This window comes from Niveispirillum sp. SYP-B3756 (assembly GCF_009495745.1).
Lineage (GTDB): Bacteria > Pseudomonadota > Alphaproteobacteria > Azospirillales > Azospirillaceae > Niveispirillum.
The window spans coordinates 192,086-211,076 of sequence record NZ_WIDQ01000002.1; the positions used below are offsets into that span (position 1 = coordinate 192,086).

The window sequence follows — 18,991 nt, forward strand, 5'->3', positions numbered from 1 at the left end:
TTGAATGAGAGGGAGGTGAGGCTGGCCCATATCACCCATCCCCCGCCAGCCCCAGCCGTTTCATCTTGTCGTACAGCGTCTTGCGGGCCACACCCAGCGCGGTGGCGGCCCCCGTGACCTGCCCGCCGCTGCCGCGCAGCGCCTCTTGAATCAACTGGCGTTCCACCTGATCCAGCAGGTCGGGCAGGGATAAGGGGGCGGTACTGGCCTCCGTCAGGTCCGGCCCGCCCATGCCCAGCACGAAACGGTCGGCGGCATTGCGCAATTCCCGCACATTGCCGGGCCAGTCCCGCAGCATCAATTGGCGCACCAGGGCGGGCGGCACGTCGGGAACGGAGCGCTGGTAACGCCCCGCCGCCTGCAACACGAAATGTTCGAAAAGCTGGGGGATGTCATCCCGCCGTTCCCGCAGCGGCGGCAGCGGAACGGTGACGACATTCAGCCGGTAATAAAGATCCAGCCGGAAGCGCCCGGCATCGGCCAGTTGCTTCAGGTCCACCTTGGTGGCGGCCACCACACGGCAACGCACCGGCACGGCGGCATTGCCGCCCAGCCGTTCCAGCGTGCGATCCTGCAACACCCGCAGCAGCTTCACCTGCAGGGCCAGCGGCATACTCTCCACCTCATCCAGGAACAAGGTGCCGGCCCCGGCATGTTCAATCTTGCCGATACGGCGTTTGGCAGCCCCGGTGAAGGCCCCCGCCTCATGCCCGAACATCTCGCTTTCGAACATGCTGTCCGGGATGGCGCCGCAATTGATGGCAACGAAGGGGCGGGCGGCCCGGTTTCCCCCCTCGTGCAGGGCGCGGGCCACCTGTTCCTTGCCGGCCCCGGTTTCGCCCAGGATCAGCACATCCACATCCGTATCGGCCAGATTGGCCACGGCATCGCGCACGCGGCCAATGCCGGCACTCTGCCCCAGCAGATAGCGGGCGATGGAGCCTTCGCCATCCAACGCCCGGCGCAGGCGGCGATTTTCCCGCACCAGGGCACGTTTGGCCAAGGCCCGCTGCACCACGGCCAGGAAATGGTCATTCAGGAAGGGTTTCTCGATGAAATCCCAGGCCCCTTCGCGGATGGCGCGCACGGCCATGGCCACGTCGCCATGGCCGGTGATCAGCACCACCGGCAGTTCCGGGTCCAGCGTGCGGCAGCGGGCCAGCAGCTCCATCCCGTCCATTTCCGGCAGGCGCACATCGGTGACGATGATGCCGGGGAAATCCGGCCCCAGTTCCGCCAGCGCCGCCTCCGCCCCGGCAAAGGTACGCACCTTGATGCCAGCCAGTTCCAGGGTCTGGCGGCAGGTGCGGCGGATCATCTCCTCATCGTCGATGAACAGCACCTGCAGGTCAGGCGGGGGCATGGTTCTTCTCCTCCCCGGTGGGGGATCGTTCTGTCAATGGCGGGAAGGTCAGGGTGAAACAGGCGCCCCCCTCCGGCCCGGAACCGGCGGAAAGCTGGGCACCATATTCCCGGGCAATCGCCTGACTGATCGCCAGCCCCAGGCCCAGCCCTTCACCGGCCGGCTTGGTGGTGAAAAAGGGCTCGAACAGCCGGGGCATCACCTCAAAACCGATACCTGGACCGTTATCGGTTACACTCAATGATATTGTCTTATCCATATTTACGTGACCGGTCACGCGGATTCGAGGGTTGGGCCGGTCACGCAGGGCATCGGCGGCATTGCGCAGCAGATTGACCAGCACCTGTTGCAGACGCACCGGTTCGAACCCCACCACCAGCCCGCCCGACGGCAGGCCCAGATCAACGGCGATCCCCTGGTCGGCCAGCCGTCGTTCCACCAGGGCCAGAGCATCCCGCACGGCCCTGGCCAGGGGAACCGGTTCGGGCGGACCGTCGCTGCGGCGGGAAAAGCCGCGCAACTGGCTGGTGATCTTGGCCATGCGGTCCACCAGATCGGCCATGAAGGCCAGATTGTCCCGGACATCCTCCTCGCGGCCCCGGTCCAGCAGGGCGCGGCAATTCTCCGCCAGCCCGCGCAGGGCCGTCAGCGGCTGGTTCAGCTCATGCGTCACCCCGGCGGCCATCTGGCCCAGGGCGGCCAGCTTGGCGGCCTGTACCAGCTCGTTCTGGGCGGCGCGCAGTTCCTGTTCGGTGTGGCGGCGCTGTTCCACCTCCCGTTCCAGCTTGGCATTGGCGGTGGACAGGTCGGCGGTGCGCTCCACCACCTTGCGTTCCAGATCCAGCCGCGCCTGTTCCAGCGCCGCGCGGGAGCGTTCGCGTTCCTGCAGGCGGCGGAAGCGCTGGCGCCAGGCCAGCCCGCCGGCCAGCGCCAGGGCCAGCAGCAGGGCCATGGCCGCCGCCGCCAGGCTCTGCGCCCGGCGCACCGGGGCAGCATCCTGCAACACCAGCAGGGACCAGCCATCGCGCTCCAGCGCCCTGCCATACAGCAGATACCGCCCGTCGACCGTTTGAACCGGCGTTCCCAGGCGATGAGGCATGGTGAAGGGCAGGGGTGGATAGCTGTCGCGGCCATATTGACGCGTATCGGCCAATTCATCCAAGGCCAGGGCATCCAGTTCGCGCGTGGTGCGCAACTTCCAGTCCGGCAGACTGGACAGGAAGGCGATGCCATGGCGGTCGGTCAGCAACACCAGATCGCCGGCATCGCGCCAAACCGTCTCCATCGCATCCAGCAGTACCTTCACCACCACAGTGCCGACGATGCGTCCGCCATCCGCCAGCGGGGCCCGCACCGGGGCGGCGATAAAATATCCGGGAATGCCGGTCAGGGTGCCGGTGCCATAAAAATGCCCGTCCCGCCCCTCCATCGCCTGTTGGAAATAGGGGCGGTAGCCGAAATTGATGCCGACATAGGAATTGGGTTGATCCCAATTGCTGGCGGCCAGCGTCGTGCCGTCGGTGCCGATCAGATACAGCACCGCCGCCCCGGTGCGCCGGCTGACCGTGCGCAGATAGTCATTCACCGGTGCCACCAGGGCGGGGTCATGGCTTTGCGCCAGCCGCACCAGGGTGGGGTCCAGGGCCGCCGTGGCGGGCAGATGGTCAAACCGCCCCAGCATGGCATCCAGGCTCTGGCCATAGACCTCCAACCGGCCATGCAGGGTTGCCATCAGCCCGTCGCGGGCAAAACGTCCAGCCTGCCACCCCGCCCCCAGCACCAGGGCAATGGCAAGCAGCAGCAAACAAAGGCTCGACAACAGGCGTTGGGGGCCGGGCATGGCTTCGGGCTCGTCATCAAAGGGCGCGCGCGACCGCACTATAGCGGAACGGCCCCCGGCCCGTATCGCTATCATGGTCGCACTTGCCATTGACGAGCCCAGCCCGATCATCAATCCGTCGTCAGCCCGGCGCGCTCCGCCGCCTCGTGACGTTGCTGTTCCTCCATCACCAGCCGGCCCAACTCCCGCTTCAGGTCGTTGAAGGCGGCGCTGCCGCTGTCGCGCGGGCGCGGCATGTCGACATGGATATCCCGCTTCACCGTGCCGGGCCGATAGGTCAGCACGACGATGCGGTCGGCCAGATAGATCGATTCCTCAATGGAATGGGTGACGAAGATCACCGTCTTGCCCAGTTCCTGCCAGATGCGCAGCAGCTCATCCTGCAAGGAACGGCGGGTCAGCGCGTCCAGCGCGCCGAACGGCTCATCCATCAGCAACACGGGGCTGTCCAGCGCCAGCACGCGGGCAATGGCCACGCGCTGGCGCATCCCGCCGGACAGATCCTTGGGAAACCGCCCCCGGAACTCCGTCATGCCCAGCATGGACAGCAGCTTTTCCACCGTGGCGTCGATCTGGGCGCGGGGTGCCCCCTTGATCTCCAGCCCGAAGGCAATGTTCTGCGCCACCGTCATCCAGGGGAACAGGGCATATTCCTGAAACACCATGCCCCGGTCTGGGCCGGGGGCGGTGACGATATTGGCCCCCACAGTGATGTTGCCGCTGCTGGGCGGGGCAAAGCCCGCCACCGCGTTCAACAGGGTGGATTTCCCGCAACCGGACGGCCCCAGCAGGCAAACAAATTCGCCCTGGTTGATGGTCAGGTTAATATCCTGCAAGGCCACCACTTGGCCGCCCGGCACGGGAAACACCTTGTTGACGCCATTGACCTCGATCAGTGCGTTCATGGCTCCGGTCTCCCCTGCATCAATGCTCAAGGCCGCGGTGCCACCGCAGCAGGTGATTATTCAGCCGGCTGACGCCGACATCGATGGCCAGACCCCAGAGACCGATGGTCAGCATCCCGGCGATGATCTTGTCGGACCAGAAATATTCCCGCGCTTCCAGAATGCGGAAACCCAGCCCGTTGGAGACGGCAATCATCTCCGCCACGATCACCACGATGAAGGCGGTACCGATGCCGATGCGCACGCCGGACAGGATATAGGGCGTGGCCGCTGGCAGGATGACCCGACGGAAAATCGTGCTCTGGCTGGCCCCCAGGTTGCGTGCCGCGCGCAGATAGATGCCATCCACATGGCGCACCCCGGCAATGGTGTTCACCAGCACGGGGAAGAAGGCGCCGATGGCGATCAGGAAGATGGCCGGCGGATTGCCAAGGCCAAACCACAGGATCGACAGCGGGATATAGGCGATGGGCGGGATGGGGCGCAGCACCTGGATCATCGGGTCGAACCAGCGATAGACGGCGGGCTTGGCCCCCATCAGCAGGCCCAGCGGCAGGGCCAGCACGCCCCCCACCAGAAAGCCCATCAGCACGCGGTAAAGGCTGCCGATACTGTCGATGATCAACTCCCCCGACACGGCCCAGGCCAGCCAGGAACCGGAAGCTGGATCATAGGGTTCCAGCGGGGCCAGATATTGCCACCAGCGCACGGCGACAGCACCGGGGGAGGGCAGGACATGTTCATTGACCCAGCCCATGGAACAGACAAATTGCCACAGGGCCAGCAGCAGCACGGGCACGGCGGCCCCTTCTGCCACGGCCTTCAGTTTCGGCTTCTTCATGTAGGTTTTTCCCGGATTGCAGACGGGTTGTCGGGGATAAGGCGGGGGATCATCCCCCGCCTTGGCAGAGCCTCACTTCACCTGCTGCATCGCCAGATCGAGGAGTTCGGTGCGCACGAATTCCTTGGCCACCGGCGGCTTGGACATTTTGCCGATGCCATGGGCCTTCATCGTGTCGGTGGTGGCCTGGATATGCTCGGCCGTGATGCCCAGCGTATAGGGGGCATTGCCGATAGCGGCATCGAAATCGGCTTCCTTCAGCTGGCCGCCGAACAGGGTTTCCCGCACGAATTTCGACGCGGTGGCCGGGCTGTCCATGAAGGTCTTGGTCGCCTTCACGAAGCAGGCCAGGTATTTCTGTGCCAGTTCCGGCTTTTCCTTCATGAACTTCTCGCTCATCACCATGGTGCGGACCGGGGAGCCGATGGGCGTGTCATAGGGCTTGATCACTTCCGTCCCGAAACCGGCCCCGATGGCCTGGGAGCTTTGCGGCTCGGTCTGCATGATGGCATCCAGCTGCTTCAGCAGCAGGGCCTGGTTCAGGTCCGGATAGCCCAGATAGGTGATGGTGACATCCTTGTCGCCCCGGTCGGACGAGCTGAGGCCCGCCTTGTCCAGTTCTGCCGCCAGCAGCACTTCCTGGATGCTGCCACGGGTGACGCCGACCTTCTTGCCCTTCAGATCGGCCACGCTCTTGATGCCGGAATCAGCGGCGGCCACCAGACGCGCGCCGCCCTTGGCAAACCCGGCGACGATGTAGATCGGCGCGCCATTGGCGCGGCCGGAAATGGCGGCTTCCGAGGCCGTAGCGCCGACATCCAGCTCACCGGCCAGGATGGCCTGCATCACGTCCGGGCCCTTGGCGAAAATCTTGGTTTCCACCTTGATGCCACAGGAGGGGGCAATTTCCTGCACATAGGAGACGGCACCGAAATGCGCCAGCTTCAGGTTACCGACGCGAATCACATCATCGGCGGCCATGGCGGCGGGGGCCAACGCACAGAGGGCGACGGTAGCGGCACACAGGGAAAGCAGCTTGGCGGGTTTCATCGGTGGCGATCCTCAGGCTTCGGGTTGGTTGTTCCGCCCGGCTTCATGCCGATGTCCGGGCTGGGCTTCCCAAAGCAGGGGACGTGCCAATATCGCGCTGCAATACGAAAAATCTGCGCCCTATGATCCTTGCTGATCAAGCACTTGTGCATTGCGGCGGGGAGCGGGCAAGGCGGCGGAAAACCGCCATCCACCCCGCCCGCCTGTCACTTTTTCCGCCGGGGGATTGCGTGTTCCCTCAGGCGCCGGGCGGCGGCATCCGCCGCCTTGGCTTGCGGCACCACGTGGTGCCGGGCCAGCGGTCGCTGGCCTTACTCCGGCAGGGGGATGAATTCCGTTTCACCCGGCACGGCCGGGAAGCGCCCGGCCTTCCAGTCGGCCTTGGCATCCTCAATGCGTTCCTTGGAGCTGGAAACAAAGTTCCACCAGATATAGCGCGGGCCATCCATCGGCTCCCCGCCGAACAGCAGCACCCGTGCCGCCGTCACCCCGGTGACGACAATCTCATCCCCCTCGCGCAGCACCAGCAGCACACCGCCGCCATCCTCGCCCACCGCATGGCGGTCGCCGGCGATTTCCACCGCCCCGCTGGAAACATACAGCGCCCGCTCGGCATGGGCCGGCGGGATGGCGATGCGCGCTCCCGGCGTCAGCAGGATTTCAGCGTAGATGGTTTCAGAGAGCGTGCGGATGGGGGAGCATTCGCCGAACAGCTCCCCGGCGATCAGCCGCATCCACACGCCCTGATCTTCGATCACCGGCATGGCATCGGCGCTGTAATGCACGAAATCCGGTGTGATTTCCTCGTACCGTTCCGGCAGGGCCACCCAGCTCTGAATGCCGGACAGGGCATTGCCATGGCTGCGCTGGCTGGCCTCTGTGCGTTCGGAATGGGCGATGCCGCTGCCGGCGGTCATCCAGTTGATCTCACCGGGGCGGATCGGCTGTACCGAACCTAAACTGTCCCGGTGCATGATCTCCCCTTCGAACAGATAGGTGACGGTCGACAGGCCGATATGGGGATGCGGGCGCACATCCAGCCCGGTGCCGGCTGGCAGGAAGCCCGGGCCCATCTGATCCCAGAAGATGAAGGGGCCGACCATGCGACGCTTGGCCGTGGGCAACGCGCGCCGCACCTCAAACCCGCCGACATCATGACTGCGGGGCACGACAATCAAGCTGATGGGGCCGTCATTTTCTGGCGTCGGGACACTCATGCTGGGACACTCCATCAGGGGCTTGGAGGTGGCAGAATCAGGCGCTGCCTGATGCCCGTCAATCTTTGTCCGGCGCCGCGCAGGCTTTTCGGTCAGCTTTGTACCAAGCGGATCGGGTGACTAGGGGGCTGGTGGGTTTCTGTCCGCCTGTCTGCGGGTTCCTGCCTTTGCCCCTTTTGTCTCAAGCTATCCTCAACCTTTCTGTTCTTTTAAGATTCCTTTGATTCCCTGTTCTTAGTTCAGGGAGAAAAATCGGTTGTTTTTCAGATAGTTGAACCCTGTCTCTGTGCCGCGACACCCGGCTCTGTGTGCCAGATCTTCTGAGTCACGGTGCCGGATTGCCCGGCTTTTTGTGCCCCAGCCCACGGCTTCATATGCCTTACTTCACGGGGGAGGGGGCTTGCTGTGCCGGATTGTCCGGGTGGGGTTTGAGGGGAAATCACAACATTCTATAAAATCAATCTGTTAGCTCCATTCCTTGTGCCGGATTGCACGGGATTCTGGGCCCCTTATCGGCCCTTCCTGTGCCGGATTGCACGGGTAGCACTCTCCATTCTGTGCCAGAACGCACGGTCAGCCCCCCGATTCACCGCCGATTCCGCTGCATTTTCCGGCTGATTCCCCGGCACAGCCTGGGGCTGGCGCGTGTCTGTGCCTGATCTCACGGGACGAATCCGGGGGCGCTGCCCTTGCTGTGCCGGATGTCACGGCTGTGACAGGCATTTGACGCTGTCACTGTGCCATCTCGCACGGGTTTGATGATTCTCGCTTGATCCTGTGCCTGTGCTGGTGATGCTGTGTCACAGTGACATCGCGTGTCGGGGAGCGGAATTTAATGGCGGCCAGTGCTGCAATGCCCAAGCCGGAGATGGTGCGGCCGCGCATCAGCGGCAATGTGTTGGATCTATCGACCGATCCGACGCTGCCGAAGCCGCGCACCCAGATTGAGGTGATGGAGACCGGCAACGGGCTCACCTTGGCCGACCGCAAGCTGTTCAATGTACTGCTGGCCTATAGCTGGGACAAGCTGGCCGATCCGAACGCGATTCTGCCGCCCTTCCGCGCGTCGACCGCCGATCTGCGCCGCGCCATCGGCGATGATACGGAAAGCAATAATGTGCGTCTGCGCCAGTCATTCGACCGGCTGATGCAGACGCTGGTGCGTTTCCCTTATTGGAGCGAAGCGGATCAGCAGTTGAAGGAAGGTGGTTCCCCCCTGCTGGCCTTCCGCGCCCTGCCACGGGGTGCTGGCTATGCGGAATGGGAGTTTCCGCCCAAGTTGCGCCCGCTGCTGGCCAAGCCGGGTGCCTGGGCGCGCATCCATCTGGCCATCTGCGCCCAATTCTCCTCCAAATATTCCCTGGCGCTTTATGAGCTGTTGAGCCTGCGCGTCAACTTGCGGGAACCGCGCTGGGAAGTGACGATTGATGATCTGCGTGAAAGCCTGGGCTGTGGCGACAAGATGCCCAATTATGCGCATTTCCAGCGCCGGGTTCTGGACCCAGGTATCAAGGAAATCAATGAGTTAAGTGGTTTGCTGATCGCCTATGAGGAAATCCGCTCGCATGGGCGAGGCCGCAAGGTGGAAAAGCTGATCTTCGATGTGAAGAAGAAATCGAACAGCGATCTGGTGGCCACCGCCCGCATCACGGAATTTGCCAAGGCCCCGGTAGGCAAAACCGCCCATGCCAACGCGCGCGATCAGGATACGCCTGATCTGGAAGATGGGCGCACCGACCGGGAACGCGGCCCGGCCGGTGTGCTGGGCCTGATTCAGCGCGTTTCGCTGGAGGTGGTGGAAGAGCTGGTGAGCCAATATCCCGACGTGGATATGCAAACGGCGATTTTCAGTTGGGCGGAATGGGCGCTGCGCCAGAAGGAGCCCTGCCGCAACCCCTCTGCCGCCTTCCGGGCCTGGCTGGAAAAGCTGCATCCGACGGCATCGGGGCCGGTACAGATCACCCCGCCAGGGTCGGAACCCTCGGCGGCGGCGGTGCGGGCGGCGCAATTCCTGTCCGGGGAGCCCTATACCGTGCGCGCCCGCTGGTATCGCCGGGCCAAGGAATTGGGGGCCAAGGAAATGCGCGCCGCAACGGCACCGGAAAATCTGCCCCGCTGGGTGGGGCTGGTAGCGGAAGAGGTGGTGGCCGGGCTGCGTGCATAAAAAAACGGGGCTCGCCGGCCCCGTTTTTCAGGAAAAACAAGCCGGGGATCAGCCCTCCCGGCCCACGCTTTCCAACAGATCGGCATATTCCAGCAAGCGGCTGCGGAAGGCTTCCAGCCGCTGCCGGTCGGCCTTGGAGAGTTTGACCCCCTCATTCTGCAGGGCCTGGACACCCTGTTCCAGACCCTTTTCCAGCTTTCCCAAGCCGGCGATGAAGCGCTTGGGCGTCATCGCCTTGGGTTCGCTCACGGGTTTTGCGACTTCGGGTTTCAACCGCGCGTCACGGGCTTCGCGCACGGTCAAGGCCCCCTGTCGAGCCCTTTCCCACAAGGTGAGTTGTTGCGGATACTCCATACGCGCGACTTCCAGAAGAACAGCCTTGGGAATATCGCTGTGTGACGTCACACAGTCACGCTGAATATCAGGGTGTAGTTTCAACAAGGTCAGGGTTGTATTGACTTCGGTGCGTGAACGACCCAACAGGTCGCCGACTTCTTCTTGATTATATTCATGCGCTTCGATCAGGCGGCGGATGCCCTCGGCCTCTTCCACGGGGCTGAGATCGACGCGCTGCAGGTTTTCGATCAGCGCGATCTGCTCGGTATTGGTTTCCACCGGCAGAATATGGGCCATGATCCGGCTCATCCCGGCCATGGTGGCGGCCCGCCAGCGCCGTTCGCCGGCGACCAGCATGAAATGCTTGGGCTCCGTCGGGTGCGGCGTCACCAGCACAGGCGATAATTGCCCCACTTCCCGCATGGAGGAGGCGAGGCCCTGCAGTTCTGTCTCATCAAAATGGCGGCGCGGCTGATGCGGGTTGGCCACCACGTCGGACAGGCGCAGCATCACCGTGTCGCGCAAGCCATCCGTATCGCCGAACAGCAAATCCGCGCCCGGCCGTTCCAGGCTTTCACCGATGCTTTTGACCACCGGTTGCTGTGCGCCGGCCTTACGCCAATTCTTAACCATTGACGATCTCCTGCGCGATGGTGCGGTAAATATTGATTGGGTGTGATTTCGGCAGAGCCTTCAAGGGCAATTGCCCGGCATATGTCGCCTGATCGATCTCGGTGGAGCGGGGGACGGGCGCGAAAATGCGGGTTTTCGACCCGACCGTCTCCTGCAAATCGGCCAGAACTTGCTGTTCAACCGCGAAATTGCGGTTGAACATAGTGGGCAGGATGCCCAGCACGGTCAGGCTGGGGTTCTGGCGACGCTGGATTTTCTGCACCGTGTCGAAAATCAGCGGAATACCGCGCACATCATAGCGGCTGGCCTTGGTCGGGATCAGCAGCGCATCGGCGGCGATCAGGGCGCTGATGGTGATCAGGGCCAGTTCCGGCGGGCAATCGATGACGATGTAATCATAATCGCGCTGAATTTCCGACAAACGTTCCCGCAGGACATAGCGGCCATCATCGGGATCCAGCAGGATTTTGATCTGCGCTTCGGCGAGCGCGATGGTACAGGGCAGCATGTCGAACCCGTCCAGCGCGACAATGGCGTCGCGGATGGCGGTTTCGCCGAACAGCACATCTTCCAGCCCGCGCTTTTCATCCTGCACGGTCAGCGGGTCCAGCCCCGCCCCTTCCGTGGCGGTGGCCTGCTGGTCGGCATCGACGATCAGCACCCTTTTGCCCAATTCCCCCAGCGCATAGCCCAGATTCAGCGATGTGGTGGTTTTTCCCACCCCGCCTTTCTGGTTGGCCACGGCAATGATCTTGGCAACGCGCTGGCTGGCGGCGGCCAGGAACTCCGCCACCCGCACCGGCAGCCGTTCGGCCCCGGATTCCCAGCGGCTGATCGTGGCATTATCATATTTGCGGCCCAGTTTGGTGTTTACCCAGGCGGCGAAGGCGGCTTGGCTTTCGCCGCGGCGCTCGCGGAACTGGCGCAGTTCGTCGGGGGTCATTGCAGGCCCATCATCGCGTTACGGGATTGGGAACGGTTTGTATTGATTGAGACTTGTCTCAACCCGGCGGGAAAGTCAATCACCACCCTCATACCCGTGCAATCCGGCACAGAAAGCCATATCCGGGACGCGGAATTAAGCCATTGTAATTAAACGAAAATTTATACGTCTTCGTTGTCTCCCCTGTTGCTGTGCCAAATTGCACGGGGGGCATTTTCTGTTTCATGTGCCGGATTGCACGGGTTCTGTGTGACGTCGCACAGCGGCGCGGGCCGGGGCTTACTGTGCCGGATTGTCCGGGGCCGAAACGGCTGCCACCGCGCTGCCCGGCACCCGTTTCCTGTCGCCGCTGCCCGCCTGTTCAGCCGTTTCGGCTGCCCAGCTTTGTCATGCTGATGGGAAGCAACGTCGCGCAGCGGCGATACAGGAAATGCCAAGGGAGGACAGGCCATGGATATTCATGCCTCGATCAGCGCCGATGCCATCAGCCTGGAGGATCGCTGGTGCGCCCATAATTACAAGCCATTGCCGGTGGTGATTGCCCGTGCCGAAGGGGCCTGGATGTGGGATGACCAGGGGCGGCGCTATCTGGACATGATGAGCGCTTATTCGGCGGTCAATCTGGGCCATGGCCATCCGCGCATCCTGCGGACCCTGATCGAACAGGCGAGCCGGGTTTCCGTTGTCTCCCGCGCCTTTCACACCGACCGCTTGGGCCCGTTCCTGGCCCGGCTTTGCGCGCTCAGCGGGCTGGATGGGGCCGTGCCGATGAATACCGGGGCCGAAGCGGTGGAAACCGCCATCAAGGCTGCCCGGCGCTGGGGTCACACGGTGAAGGGCATCCCCGCCAACCATGCGCAGATCCTGGTGGCGGAGGGCAATTTCCATGGCCGCACCACCACCATTGTCGGCTTCTCCAGCGAGCCCGCCTATCGGGACGGGTTCGGCCCCTTCGCCCCTGGCTTCCGCAGCGTGCCCTATGGTGATGCGGCGGCGATGGAGGCGGCTATCTGCCCCAACACCGCCGCCATTCTGGTGGAACCGATTCAGGGGGAGGCCGGCATTGTGGTGCCGCCGGATGGTTATCTGCGCCGGCTGCGCGAAATCTGCGACCGCCACAATGTGCTGCTGATCCTGGACGAGATTCAATCCGGTCTGGGCCGCACCGGCCAATGGTTCGCCTTTCAGCATGAAGCCATCCGCCCGGACGGGCTGTGCCTGGGCAAGGCGCTGGGCGGCGGGGTGTTGCCGGTTTCCGCCTTTGTCGCCCGGCGCGATGTCATCGACATGTTCGTGCCCGGCAACCATGGCAGCACCTTTGGCGGCAACCCGCTGGCCGCCGCCGTGGGGCTGACGGCGCTGGAGGTGCTGGAAGAGGAAGGGCTGGTGCAACGCTCGGCCGAACTGGGCCAGCATATGAGGGATCGGCTGACGGCGCTCACCCATCCCGCCATCCGCGCCGTGCGGGGCCGCGGCCTGTGGCTGGGGGTGGAGATTGATCCCGGCTTTGCCAGCGCGCGGGCGGTGTGTGAGGCGCTGATGGGGCACGGCGTGCTGTCCAAGGAAACGCATGAGACGGTGATCCGCTTTGCCCCGCCTTTGGTGATTGACCGGGCCGATCTGGATTGGGCCATCGACCGTTTTGCCGAAACCCTGGAAGCCCTGCGGGCTTAAGGGCAGGGGAGGCGGAACATGCAGATGATGACAGGACGCCGAACCGGCTGGTTCGGCCTGATCGGTGCGCCCAGCGATGTCGGCCATACGGATTGCGGGGCGGCCCAGGGGCCGGCGGCTTTGCGTGAAGCCGGGCTATTGCAGCGATTGGCAGGGGCAGCACTGGTGGCCGATATGGGCGATGTGACCGGTCCCGCCTATGAAGGTGCTGCCGGGCCGGATGGCAGCCGCAATCTGGCCCAGACGGCCGCCTGGTGTGCGGCGGTGCGCGACCGGGTGGCCCGGGTGCTGGCCACCGGCGGCACGCCGCTGTTGCTGGGCGGCGATCACGCCATGGCGCTGGGCTCGGTCGCGGCCAGTGCCGCTTATGCCGCCCGGCTGGGGCGGCCGCTGCATCTGCTGTGGGTGGATGCGCATCCGGATTTCAACACGCCGGAAACCTCCCCCTCCGGCAATACCCATGGCTTGCCGGCGGCCAGCATCTGCGGGCTGGGGGCGCCGGAATTGCTGGCGGTTGGTGCCTTCACCCCCCTGGTGCCGCCGGGCCGGCTGACCCAGATCGGCGTGCGCGACATTGATCCGGGGGAGGCGGCCAATCTGGCCCGCGCCGGGGTCTGTCTGCACCCGATGAAGGCGGTGCGCCAACAGGGGATGCCGGCTTTGCTGATCGATCTGCTGGAACGTGTGCGGGCAGAAAACGCCCTGCTGCATGTCAGTTTCGATCTGGATGTGCTCGACCCGGCCCTGGCCCCTGGCGTGGGCAGCCCGGTGCCGGACGGGCTGGACCGGGAAAGCGCCCTGGCCGCGCTGCGCCTGTTGGGGGATAGCGGGTTGGTCATGGCCCTGGATCTGGTGGAACTGGCGCCCCGCCATGACCGGGACGGACAGACAGCCGAACTGGCTATGGCGCTGCTGACCGGCTTTCTGGCAGGGGAGCGGGGGGCGCTGGCTCCGGCGCGTGTGGCGGCATAGGCGAGGCTGCGACGTTGCCCCGCCTATGCCGCTTCTTGTTGTCAGGCGGCTGAGAGGATGGCATCACGCGCCACACTGACACCGTTGGAAAGGTCAAACCGTGTCTCCCCTTCCGCGCGGCGCACCCGGGTGACGGTGGCGTCATAGGTGACGCTGGTGCCGGCAACGGCCTTGCCGGCCTCGTCCCTGGCATCGACGAAGATCGTGTAGGCCCCATCGGGCAGCCTTACCCCGTCGCTGGTCGTGCCATCCCAGGCAAGATCATAGGTGCCAGCACTGCTGTTGCCGTCGAAGCTGCGCACCACGGTTCCATCGGCATCCACGATATGGACGCCGACGCTGGTCGCCCCCTTGGGCACGCTATAGCGGGCCGCCAGCTTGCCTTCCTTCAGGCCGACTTCCGCCCCCTCCACCTCCACCTTGCGGCCGATATAGCCAAGATCGATCCGTTCGGAGGTGGATTTCAGCTCCGTCAGCACATCGCCCAGCTTGCCGTTGGACTGCACCTGCTGTTCCACTGTGGAGAACTGGGCCAGTTGCGCCACCCACTGGGTGCTGTCCATCGGCTTGGTTGGATCCTGATTGCGGACCTGCGCCACCATCAGCTTCAGGAATGCATTGATGTCGGCGGTCAACTGGGTCTGGGCGGTCTTCGTGGTGGTCTGGGCGCCGTCACTGCCGCTGATGCCAGAAACGCTCATGGCCATCTTCCTTTTCAGATCTGGATATCGACAAGGCTGTCGGAGGTGTAAGGGGCCGGGGACAGGGGATCGGCGGCCGGTTCGGCCGCCGCCATGCCATAGGCCAGCCCGCCACGCCGGTTACCGGCCTGGGCTTCGGCCCATTGGCCGGCCCCTTCCCGCAGGGAAAATTGCAGGCCGCCGCCAGATAGCTGCAGGCCGCCTTGTTCCACCGCGCGTTCCAGCAGGCGGGAATCACGCTGCAGCAGGTCCAGCGTGGCCGGGCGTTCGGCGGCGATGCTGGCCGTCACCCGGCCATCCTGCATCTCCAGCCTGACTTCAACCCGACCCAGCGCCTCTGGGTCCAGCCGCACCGTCAGGGTGGTGCGTCCCTCTGAAACCGCCTGTTCGATGCGGCCGGTCAATTGCGCTGCCGGTGACAGATGGCTGGTCGCAGAGCGACGGGGGGCCAGCGGGCTGGCAACGCCCGCTGCTTCCCGCACCGCCGTCCCAGCGGCGGAGGACGCCGGATTGACGGGGGCAGCGGCAGTTTCAGGCGGTGGATCGGGAGGGACGGCAGCAATGGTCGCTGACAGCGGTGCCGGCCTTTCCACTGCGCCACGCGGGGAAGAAGGAACTTGGGCAGCCGGATCGTCCCCGTCTTTCCTGTCCATCGGCTGGACGGTGCCGGCAACGCGTATGGCCGTTTCGGGCGCCGGTGCTGAGATTTCTGCGGGTGGCCCGTCTGCCTTGATCAAAATGGCAACGGCGGCTTTGCCGGGCATGGTGCGCGGCCTTTCCGGCGCAAATGCTCCCGGGGCAGCGATAACCGCTGCCATCGGTGGGGCAAATGCCGGCTCGCTGATGCTGACAATATCGGCGGAAACGGGGGCTGTCAGTACGGGATCGACCGGTGGGGAAAGGGGGGATGCCGTTGCGCCGGGGTCAATCGCCTCTTCCACCTCCCCCATCAATCTTTGGGGCGGAACTGGTACCTGCAAGGGATGACCGGGTGAGCTATCAGAGGAAGGTTGAATTCCGCTGGCTTCCATTGATGCTGTGGATGGTGGTGCTGCCGGTATCGGCAACCCATCGCCCGGCAGCATTGCCCCATCCGTGAGGGTCAGCATGGGCTGCCCTGTCGGAGGGGGCGGGGACTGCGACGGAACGGCGGCAGGATCGGTGGATATTGGCGTCAAGACTGCCTGCGGCGCCGATTCCGCAGGCAACTGACCGGCGGGCAACGTGCTGCCCAACGGAACCGGAAGCGGCAGGATCGCCCCCACCGGTTCCGTCTCTACAGGTGCTTGATCTGTCACCGGACGTAGCCCGGCGACATGCAGCAAGGCCGCCACCAGAGAGGCGCTGTCCGCTGTCTGATCGGGTCGGGCCAAGGGCAGGGGGCTGTCTTTATCAGACGGTGTGGTGATACCCTCCATCGCCGGCGCTGCCCCCCCTTCCGTCGCGCCCAGCAGGGTCGCGATCAGGGCATCGAAACCAGAGCCAGCCATCGGTCCGGCCGCGTTTTGGGCAACGCGGCCGGTGGCGTTCGTTCCCCCTTCCGTCGGCGCGGCGGGAACCAGCATGGCGATCAGCGGCTGCATTGCCCGCCTCCCCCAGAAGAACAGAGGAGGCGATTGAACCATGGGGGGATTAAGCCCGGTTTTAAGCCGGGCTTATCCACCGGGATGCGCGATCAGAAGCGATAGCGCACACCCGCGCCATAGGTGGCCGGTTCCCCCACCAGCCGGGCCGCCCCGTTCATTTCCGGGAAATAGACCTTATCGGTGATGTTGCGGCCATAGAGATAGACGGCCCAGTCCCCGGGCGCCGTCAGTTCCAGGCGGGCATTCAGCAACGTATAGGCCTTGGCCGTGTTGTTGGGCAGGGCGTTCAGCCGGTTGCTTTCCTTGCCATGGTGGGACAGGTCGATCCGGCTGCCCAGCACCCAGCCATCCGACAGGTCGAGATTGTGGATCAGCGCCACATTGGCGGTGATGTCCGGGGCGCCGGGCAGCGGGTCGCCCACCGTGGCCAGCACATCGGCGATGCGCTTGGAGGTGAATTGGGTGATCTTGGTATCCAGATAGGCGGCCGATGCCTTCAGGTCCAAACTCTGCCCTTCCAGCCGCAGCAGCCCCGCCTGTACCGAGGCCTCCACCCCGCGCGACCAGGCACGGCCGACATTGGTGCGGCCGTTGGTATCGTTGGAAAGCCGCGTCGTGGCCTGCAGATCCTTGAACCAATAGCCGAACCCGTCCAGCGACACCCGGATGCGATCGCGCGTCCAGCGCACCCCGCCTTCCACCGATTGCACGGTTTCCGACTTGAACGGCAGCGTCTCTTCATAGGTGAAGATGGAGGTGCCGTCGAACCCGCCGCCGCGATAGCCGGTGCCATAGGAGGCGAACAGGTTCAACTCCTCATTGGCGAACCATTGCAGGGTGACGCGGCCGGACAGATTGTCATCATCAAAGGCGCGGTCCCAGCGAAACGGGCTGCTGGTGCCGAAACTTTTGGCGAAGGTGGAGATGCCCCAGGGGTTGAGGTCGATATTGCTGCCCTGAAAATCGGCATTGTCGCGCGTATAGCGCAGGCCCAGCGACAGGCGCAGGCTGTCGGAGATGTTCCAGTCACCCTGGCCGAACAGGGCCATGCTGTCACGCGTCTGCGAATAGGGGGACTGGTAGACCGACAGCACGGTGAAGCTGGTCCACAGACTGTCGAAATCCACATCATCGCTGACATAGAAGGCGCCCAGCAGCCAGTCGAACGCCCCGCCCCGGTCATCGCTGATCCGCGCCTCGAAAGAGACCTGGCTCAACCGGTCATCGAACTGGAACTGATAGCCCGGATAGGGCGTGCCGTCGCCATTGCCGCCGCCCTTGCGGGTGCTGTCCTGCCAGCCGGCCAGCACGGTCAGGTTCAGGTTATCGGCCAGCCGATGTTCCAGCGTGCCGGACAGGCCCTTCATGTCGATATGGTGCCGGTAATATTGCGCCGTATAAAAGCGATAGGGATCGGCATCTTCCCCCGCATTCATCAGCGTATTGTCCTGGGCCAGGGCCAACCGGTCATATTGGCGGGTATCACCGCGGTCGCGGCTGCCGAAGGCCTTGAGCGTCAGGCTGGTTTCCTCGGCCAATTGCAGGGCGATGGTGCCGCGCGCGGCGAACAGATCCTTGTCGCCGAACCCGTCACGATGGCCGGGGTCGCTGATGGCCGGCACCTGGGTCTGCAGCTTGCCACCGACAGTGGGGCGATATCCAGCCAGCCGGCCCGCCCCCATGCCCTCCATGAAACCGCCGCCCTGTTCACCGAAAACCGCCAGCCGGATGCCTACCTTGTCGGAGACGGGGCCGCCGACAGCGGCTTCAAAGCCGGTATAATCATGGCTGCCGGCCTTCAGATCGACATAGCCTTCCAGCCTGTCGCCCGGCCCCTTGGTGATGGCATTGATCACGCCCGCCGTGGTGTTGCGGCCGTAAAGCGTGCCCTGCGGGCCCTTCAACACCTCGATCCGCTCCAGATCGAACAGGGGCGTGCCCAGATAGGCGTTGGAGGTCTGGTAGATGCCATCGACATGCAACGCCACCGAGGGGTTGCCATTGGGCTTGTAATCATCGGCCCCGCCAATGCCCCGGATGGACAACAGCCCGTAATTGGCCCCGCCAAATGCGTAATTGATGGACAGGCCCGGCACTTCATCCACCAGCCGGGTGAAATCAGTCACGCCGCGCCGGGCCGCCTCTTCCCCATCCATCACGGCCAGGGCGGCGGGCACAAATTCAATCGGTTCAGCGCGCTTCTGCGCCGTCACCAGAATTTCTTCCAGTACCAGCGGTTCCGCTGCGGTCGGCACCACCTGGGCACGGCGGGCCGGGGCGGCTGGTTGGGCCTTGGGCGCTGCTGGTGCGGGTGTCGCCGCCAGGGTGACGGAGCCATCGGCCTCCACCACGGCGCGCAAGCCCGACCCGGCCAGCATGATATCGATGGCGGTGGTGAAATCGGCCACCTTGTCGATGGCGACGGAGCGGCGGCCCTGCACCATTTCCGGCGTGAACAGCACATTGCGGCCAGACTGGCGGGCCAGTGCCATCAGGGCGGCGGAGAGATCCTGTGCCGGCACGCTATAGCCGGGCTGCACCCCCGGCGCCACTTGTGCCATGGCGGGTAGCACCAGACTGCCGGAAAGAATGGTGCCCGCCAGCAGGCAATGGTTCAGCATACGCGAAAACATCTATTCCCCCGTCATCACTCTATCCGGTCTCGCCCGGTGACAAACAGAGACGCAGAGGACACAAAGATTCCGGGATTACTTAAAACTTTCACATTTTAGGAAATGGGTGGTGCCGGAAAAGCGGGGATTACTG

Annotated in this window: 14 protein-coding genes; 3 read left to right on the forward strand and 11 right to left on the reverse strand. The window is 64.3% G+C overall.

The annotated features are described in order from the left end of the window. Positions 1–31: 31 nt before the first annotated feature. The 6 genes from GE253_RS04800 to GE253_RS04825 form a co-directional block, all read right to left on the reverse strand. Positions 32–1,363: a sigma-54 dependent transcriptional regulator gene (locus GE253_RS04800; RefSeq protein WP_153203009.1), complete on the reverse strand. Its 1,332-nt coding sequence runs from the start codon at positions 1,361–1,363 to the stop codon at positions 32–34. Then, positions 1,350–3,203, reverse strand: a complete 1,854-nt coding sequence (locus GE253_RS04805; protein WP_173012500.1) for an ATP-binding protein — start codon at positions 3,201–3,203, stop codon at positions 1,350–1,352. The genes GE253_RS04800 and GE253_RS04805 overlap by 14 nt, the downstream gene beginning before the upstream one ends. Positions 3,204–3,313: 110 nt before the next feature. Continuing rightward, the gene (locus tag GE253_RS04810; RefSeq protein WP_153203011.1) at positions 3,314–4,108 is read right to left on the reverse strand and encodes an ABC transporter ATP-binding protein; all 795 of its coding nucleotides are present in this window, start codon (positions 4,106–4,108) and stop codon (positions 3,314–3,316) included. 19 nt (positions 4,109–4,127) lie between these two features. Continuing rightward, on the reverse strand, positions 4,128–4,949 hold the full coding sequence (locus GE253_RS04815) for an ABC transporter permease (RefSeq protein ID WP_153203012.1): 822 nt from the start codon (positions 4,947–4,949) through the stop codon (positions 4,128–4,130). A 72-nt stretch (positions 4,950–5,021) separates the two neighbouring features. After that, positions 5,022–5,999: an ABC transporter substrate-binding protein gene (locus tag GE253_RS04820; RefSeq protein ID WP_153203013.1), complete on the reverse strand. Its 978-nt coding sequence runs from the start codon at positions 5,997–5,999 to the stop codon at positions 5,022–5,024. 311 nt (positions 6,000–6,310) lie between these two features. Continuing rightward, positions 6,311–7,216 carry a pirin family protein gene (locus GE253_RS04825; RefSeq protein WP_089288227.1) on the reverse strand — a complete coding sequence of 302 codons (906 nt, stop codon included), beginning with the start codon at positions 7,214–7,216 and terminating at the stop codon, positions 6,311–6,313. An 835-nt stretch (positions 7,217–8,051) separates the two neighbouring features. On the opposite strand from GE253_RS04825, the gene GE253_RS04830 reads away from it, so the two are divergent. After that, positions 8,052–9,380 carry a replication initiation protein gene (locus tag GE253_RS04830; RefSeq protein WP_153203014.1) on the forward strand — a complete coding sequence of 443 codons (1,329 nt, stop codon included), beginning with the start codon at positions 8,052–8,054 and terminating at the stop codon, positions 9,378–9,380. Between the two features lie 48 nt (positions 9,381–9,428). Here GE253_RS04830 and GE253_RS04835 read toward each other — a convergent pair whose 3' ends face one another. Both GE253_RS04835 and GE253_RS04840 read right to left on the reverse strand, forming a co-directional pair. Next, a complete protein-coding gene (locus tag GE253_RS04835; RefSeq protein WP_153203015.1) occupies positions 9,429–10,349 on the reverse strand; it encodes a ParB/RepB/Spo0J family partition protein in 921 nt (306 codons plus the stop codon). Next, a complete protein-coding gene (locus GE253_RS04840) occupies positions 10,342–11,292 on the reverse strand; it encodes an AAA family ATPase (RefSeq protein ID WP_153203016.1) in 951 nt (316 codons plus the stop codon). Before GE253_RS04840 ends, GE253_RS04835 begins: the two co-directional genes overlap by 8 nt. Positions 11,293–11,742: 450 nt before the next feature. On the opposite strand from GE253_RS04840, the gene rocD reads away from it, so the two are divergent. After that, positions 11,743–12,966, forward strand: a complete 1,224-nt coding sequence (gene rocD, locus GE253_RS04845; RefSeq protein ID WP_153203017.1) for an ornithine--oxo-acid transaminase — start codon at positions 11,743–11,745, stop codon at positions 12,964–12,966. Positions 12,967–12,990: 24 nt separating this feature from the next. Then, positions 12,991–13,938, forward strand: a complete 948-nt coding sequence (locus GE253_RS04850; RefSeq protein WP_173012501.1) for an arginase — start codon at positions 12,991–12,993, stop codon at positions 13,936–13,938. 41 nt (positions 13,939–13,979) lie between these two features. Here the strand turns inward: GE253_RS04850 and GE253_RS04855 are convergent, their stop codons facing one another. The 3 genes from GE253_RS04855 to GE253_RS04865 all read right to left on the reverse strand — a co-directional run bounded on the left by GE253_RS04855 (position 13,980) and on the right by GE253_RS04865 (position 18,858). Continuing rightward, positions 13,980–14,639 (reverse strand): flagellar hook assembly protein FlgD, encoded by a 660-nt coding sequence (locus GE253_RS04855; RefSeq protein WP_173012502.1) that lies wholly within the window; start codon positions 14,637–14,639, stop codon positions 13,980–13,982. 14 nt (positions 14,640–14,653) lie between these two features. After that, the gene (locus GE253_RS04860) at positions 14,654–16,222 is read right to left on the reverse strand and encodes a flagellar hook-length control protein FliK (RefSeq protein ID WP_173012503.1); all 1,569 of its coding nucleotides are present in this window, start codon (positions 16,220–16,222) and stop codon (positions 14,654–14,656) included. A 92-nt stretch (positions 16,223–16,314) separates the two neighbouring features. Next, complete coding sequence (locus GE253_RS04865; protein WP_153203021.1) at positions 16,315–18,858, reverse strand: TonB-dependent receptor; 2,544 nt, start codon at positions 18,856–18,858, stop codon at positions 16,315–16,317. Positions 18,859–18,991 lie beyond the last annotated feature (133 nt).

What these genes read in the sequence shown, in the direction of transcription:
- GE253_RS04865 (WP_153203021.1), bottom strand. Translation starts at nt 18,858, where the DNA reads ATGTTTTCGCGTATGCTGAACCATTGCCTGCTGGCGGGCACCATTCTT.
- GE253_RS04860 (WP_173012503.1), bottom strand. Translation starts at nt 16,222, where the DNA reads ATGCAGCCGCTGATCGCCATGCTGGTTCCCGCCGCGCCGACGGAAGGG.
- GE253_RS04815 (WP_153203012.1), bottom strand. Translation starts at nt 4,949, where the DNA reads ATGAAGAAGCCGAAACTGAAGGCCGTGGCAGAAGGGGCCGCCGTGCCC.
- GE253_RS04830 (WP_153203014.1), top strand. Translation starts at nt 8,052, where the DNA reads ATGGCGGCCAGTGCTGCAATGCCCAAGCCGGAGATGGTGCGGCCGCGC.
- GE253_RS04835 (WP_153203015.1), bottom strand. Translation starts at nt 10,349, where the DNA reads ATGGTTAAGAATTGGCGTAAGGCCGGCGCACAGCAACCGGTGGTCAAA.
- rocD (WP_153203017.1), top strand. Translation starts at nt 11,743, where the DNA reads ATGGATATTCATGCCTCGATCAGCGCCGATGCCATCAGCCTGGAGGAT.
- GE253_RS04810 (WP_153203011.1), bottom strand. Translation starts at nt 4,108, where the DNA reads ATGAACGCACTGATCGAGGTCAATGGCGTCAACAAGGTGTTTCCCGTG.
- GE253_RS04800 (WP_153203009.1), bottom strand. Translation starts at nt 1,363, where the DNA reads ATGCCCCCGCCTGACCTGCAGGTGCTGTTCATCGACGATGAGGAGATG.
- GE253_RS04840 (WP_153203016.1), bottom strand. Translation starts at nt 11,292, where the DNA reads ATGACCCCCGACGAACTGCGCCAGTTCCGCGAGCGCCGCGGCGAAAGC.
- GE253_RS04820 (WP_153203013.1), bottom strand. Translation starts at nt 5,999, where the DNA reads ATGAAACCCGCCAAGCTGCTTTCCCTGTGTGCCGCTACCGTCGCCCTC.
- GE253_RS04825 (WP_089288227.1), bottom strand. Translation starts at nt 7,216, where the DNA reads ATGAGTGTCCCGACGCCAGAAAATGACGGCCCCATCAGCTTGATTGTC.
- GE253_RS04855 (WP_173012502.1), bottom strand. Translation starts at nt 14,639, where the DNA reads ATGAGCGTTTCTGGCATCAGCGGCAGTGACGGCGCCCAGACCACCACG.
- GE253_RS04850 (WP_173012501.1), top strand. Translation starts at nt 12,991, where the DNA reads ATGATGACAGGACGCCGAACCGGCTGGTTCGGCCTGATCGGTGCGCCC.
- GE253_RS04805 (WP_173012500.1), bottom strand. Translation starts at nt 3,203, where the DNA reads ATGCCCGGCCCCCAACGCCTGTTGTCGAGCCTTTGTTTGCTGCTGCTT.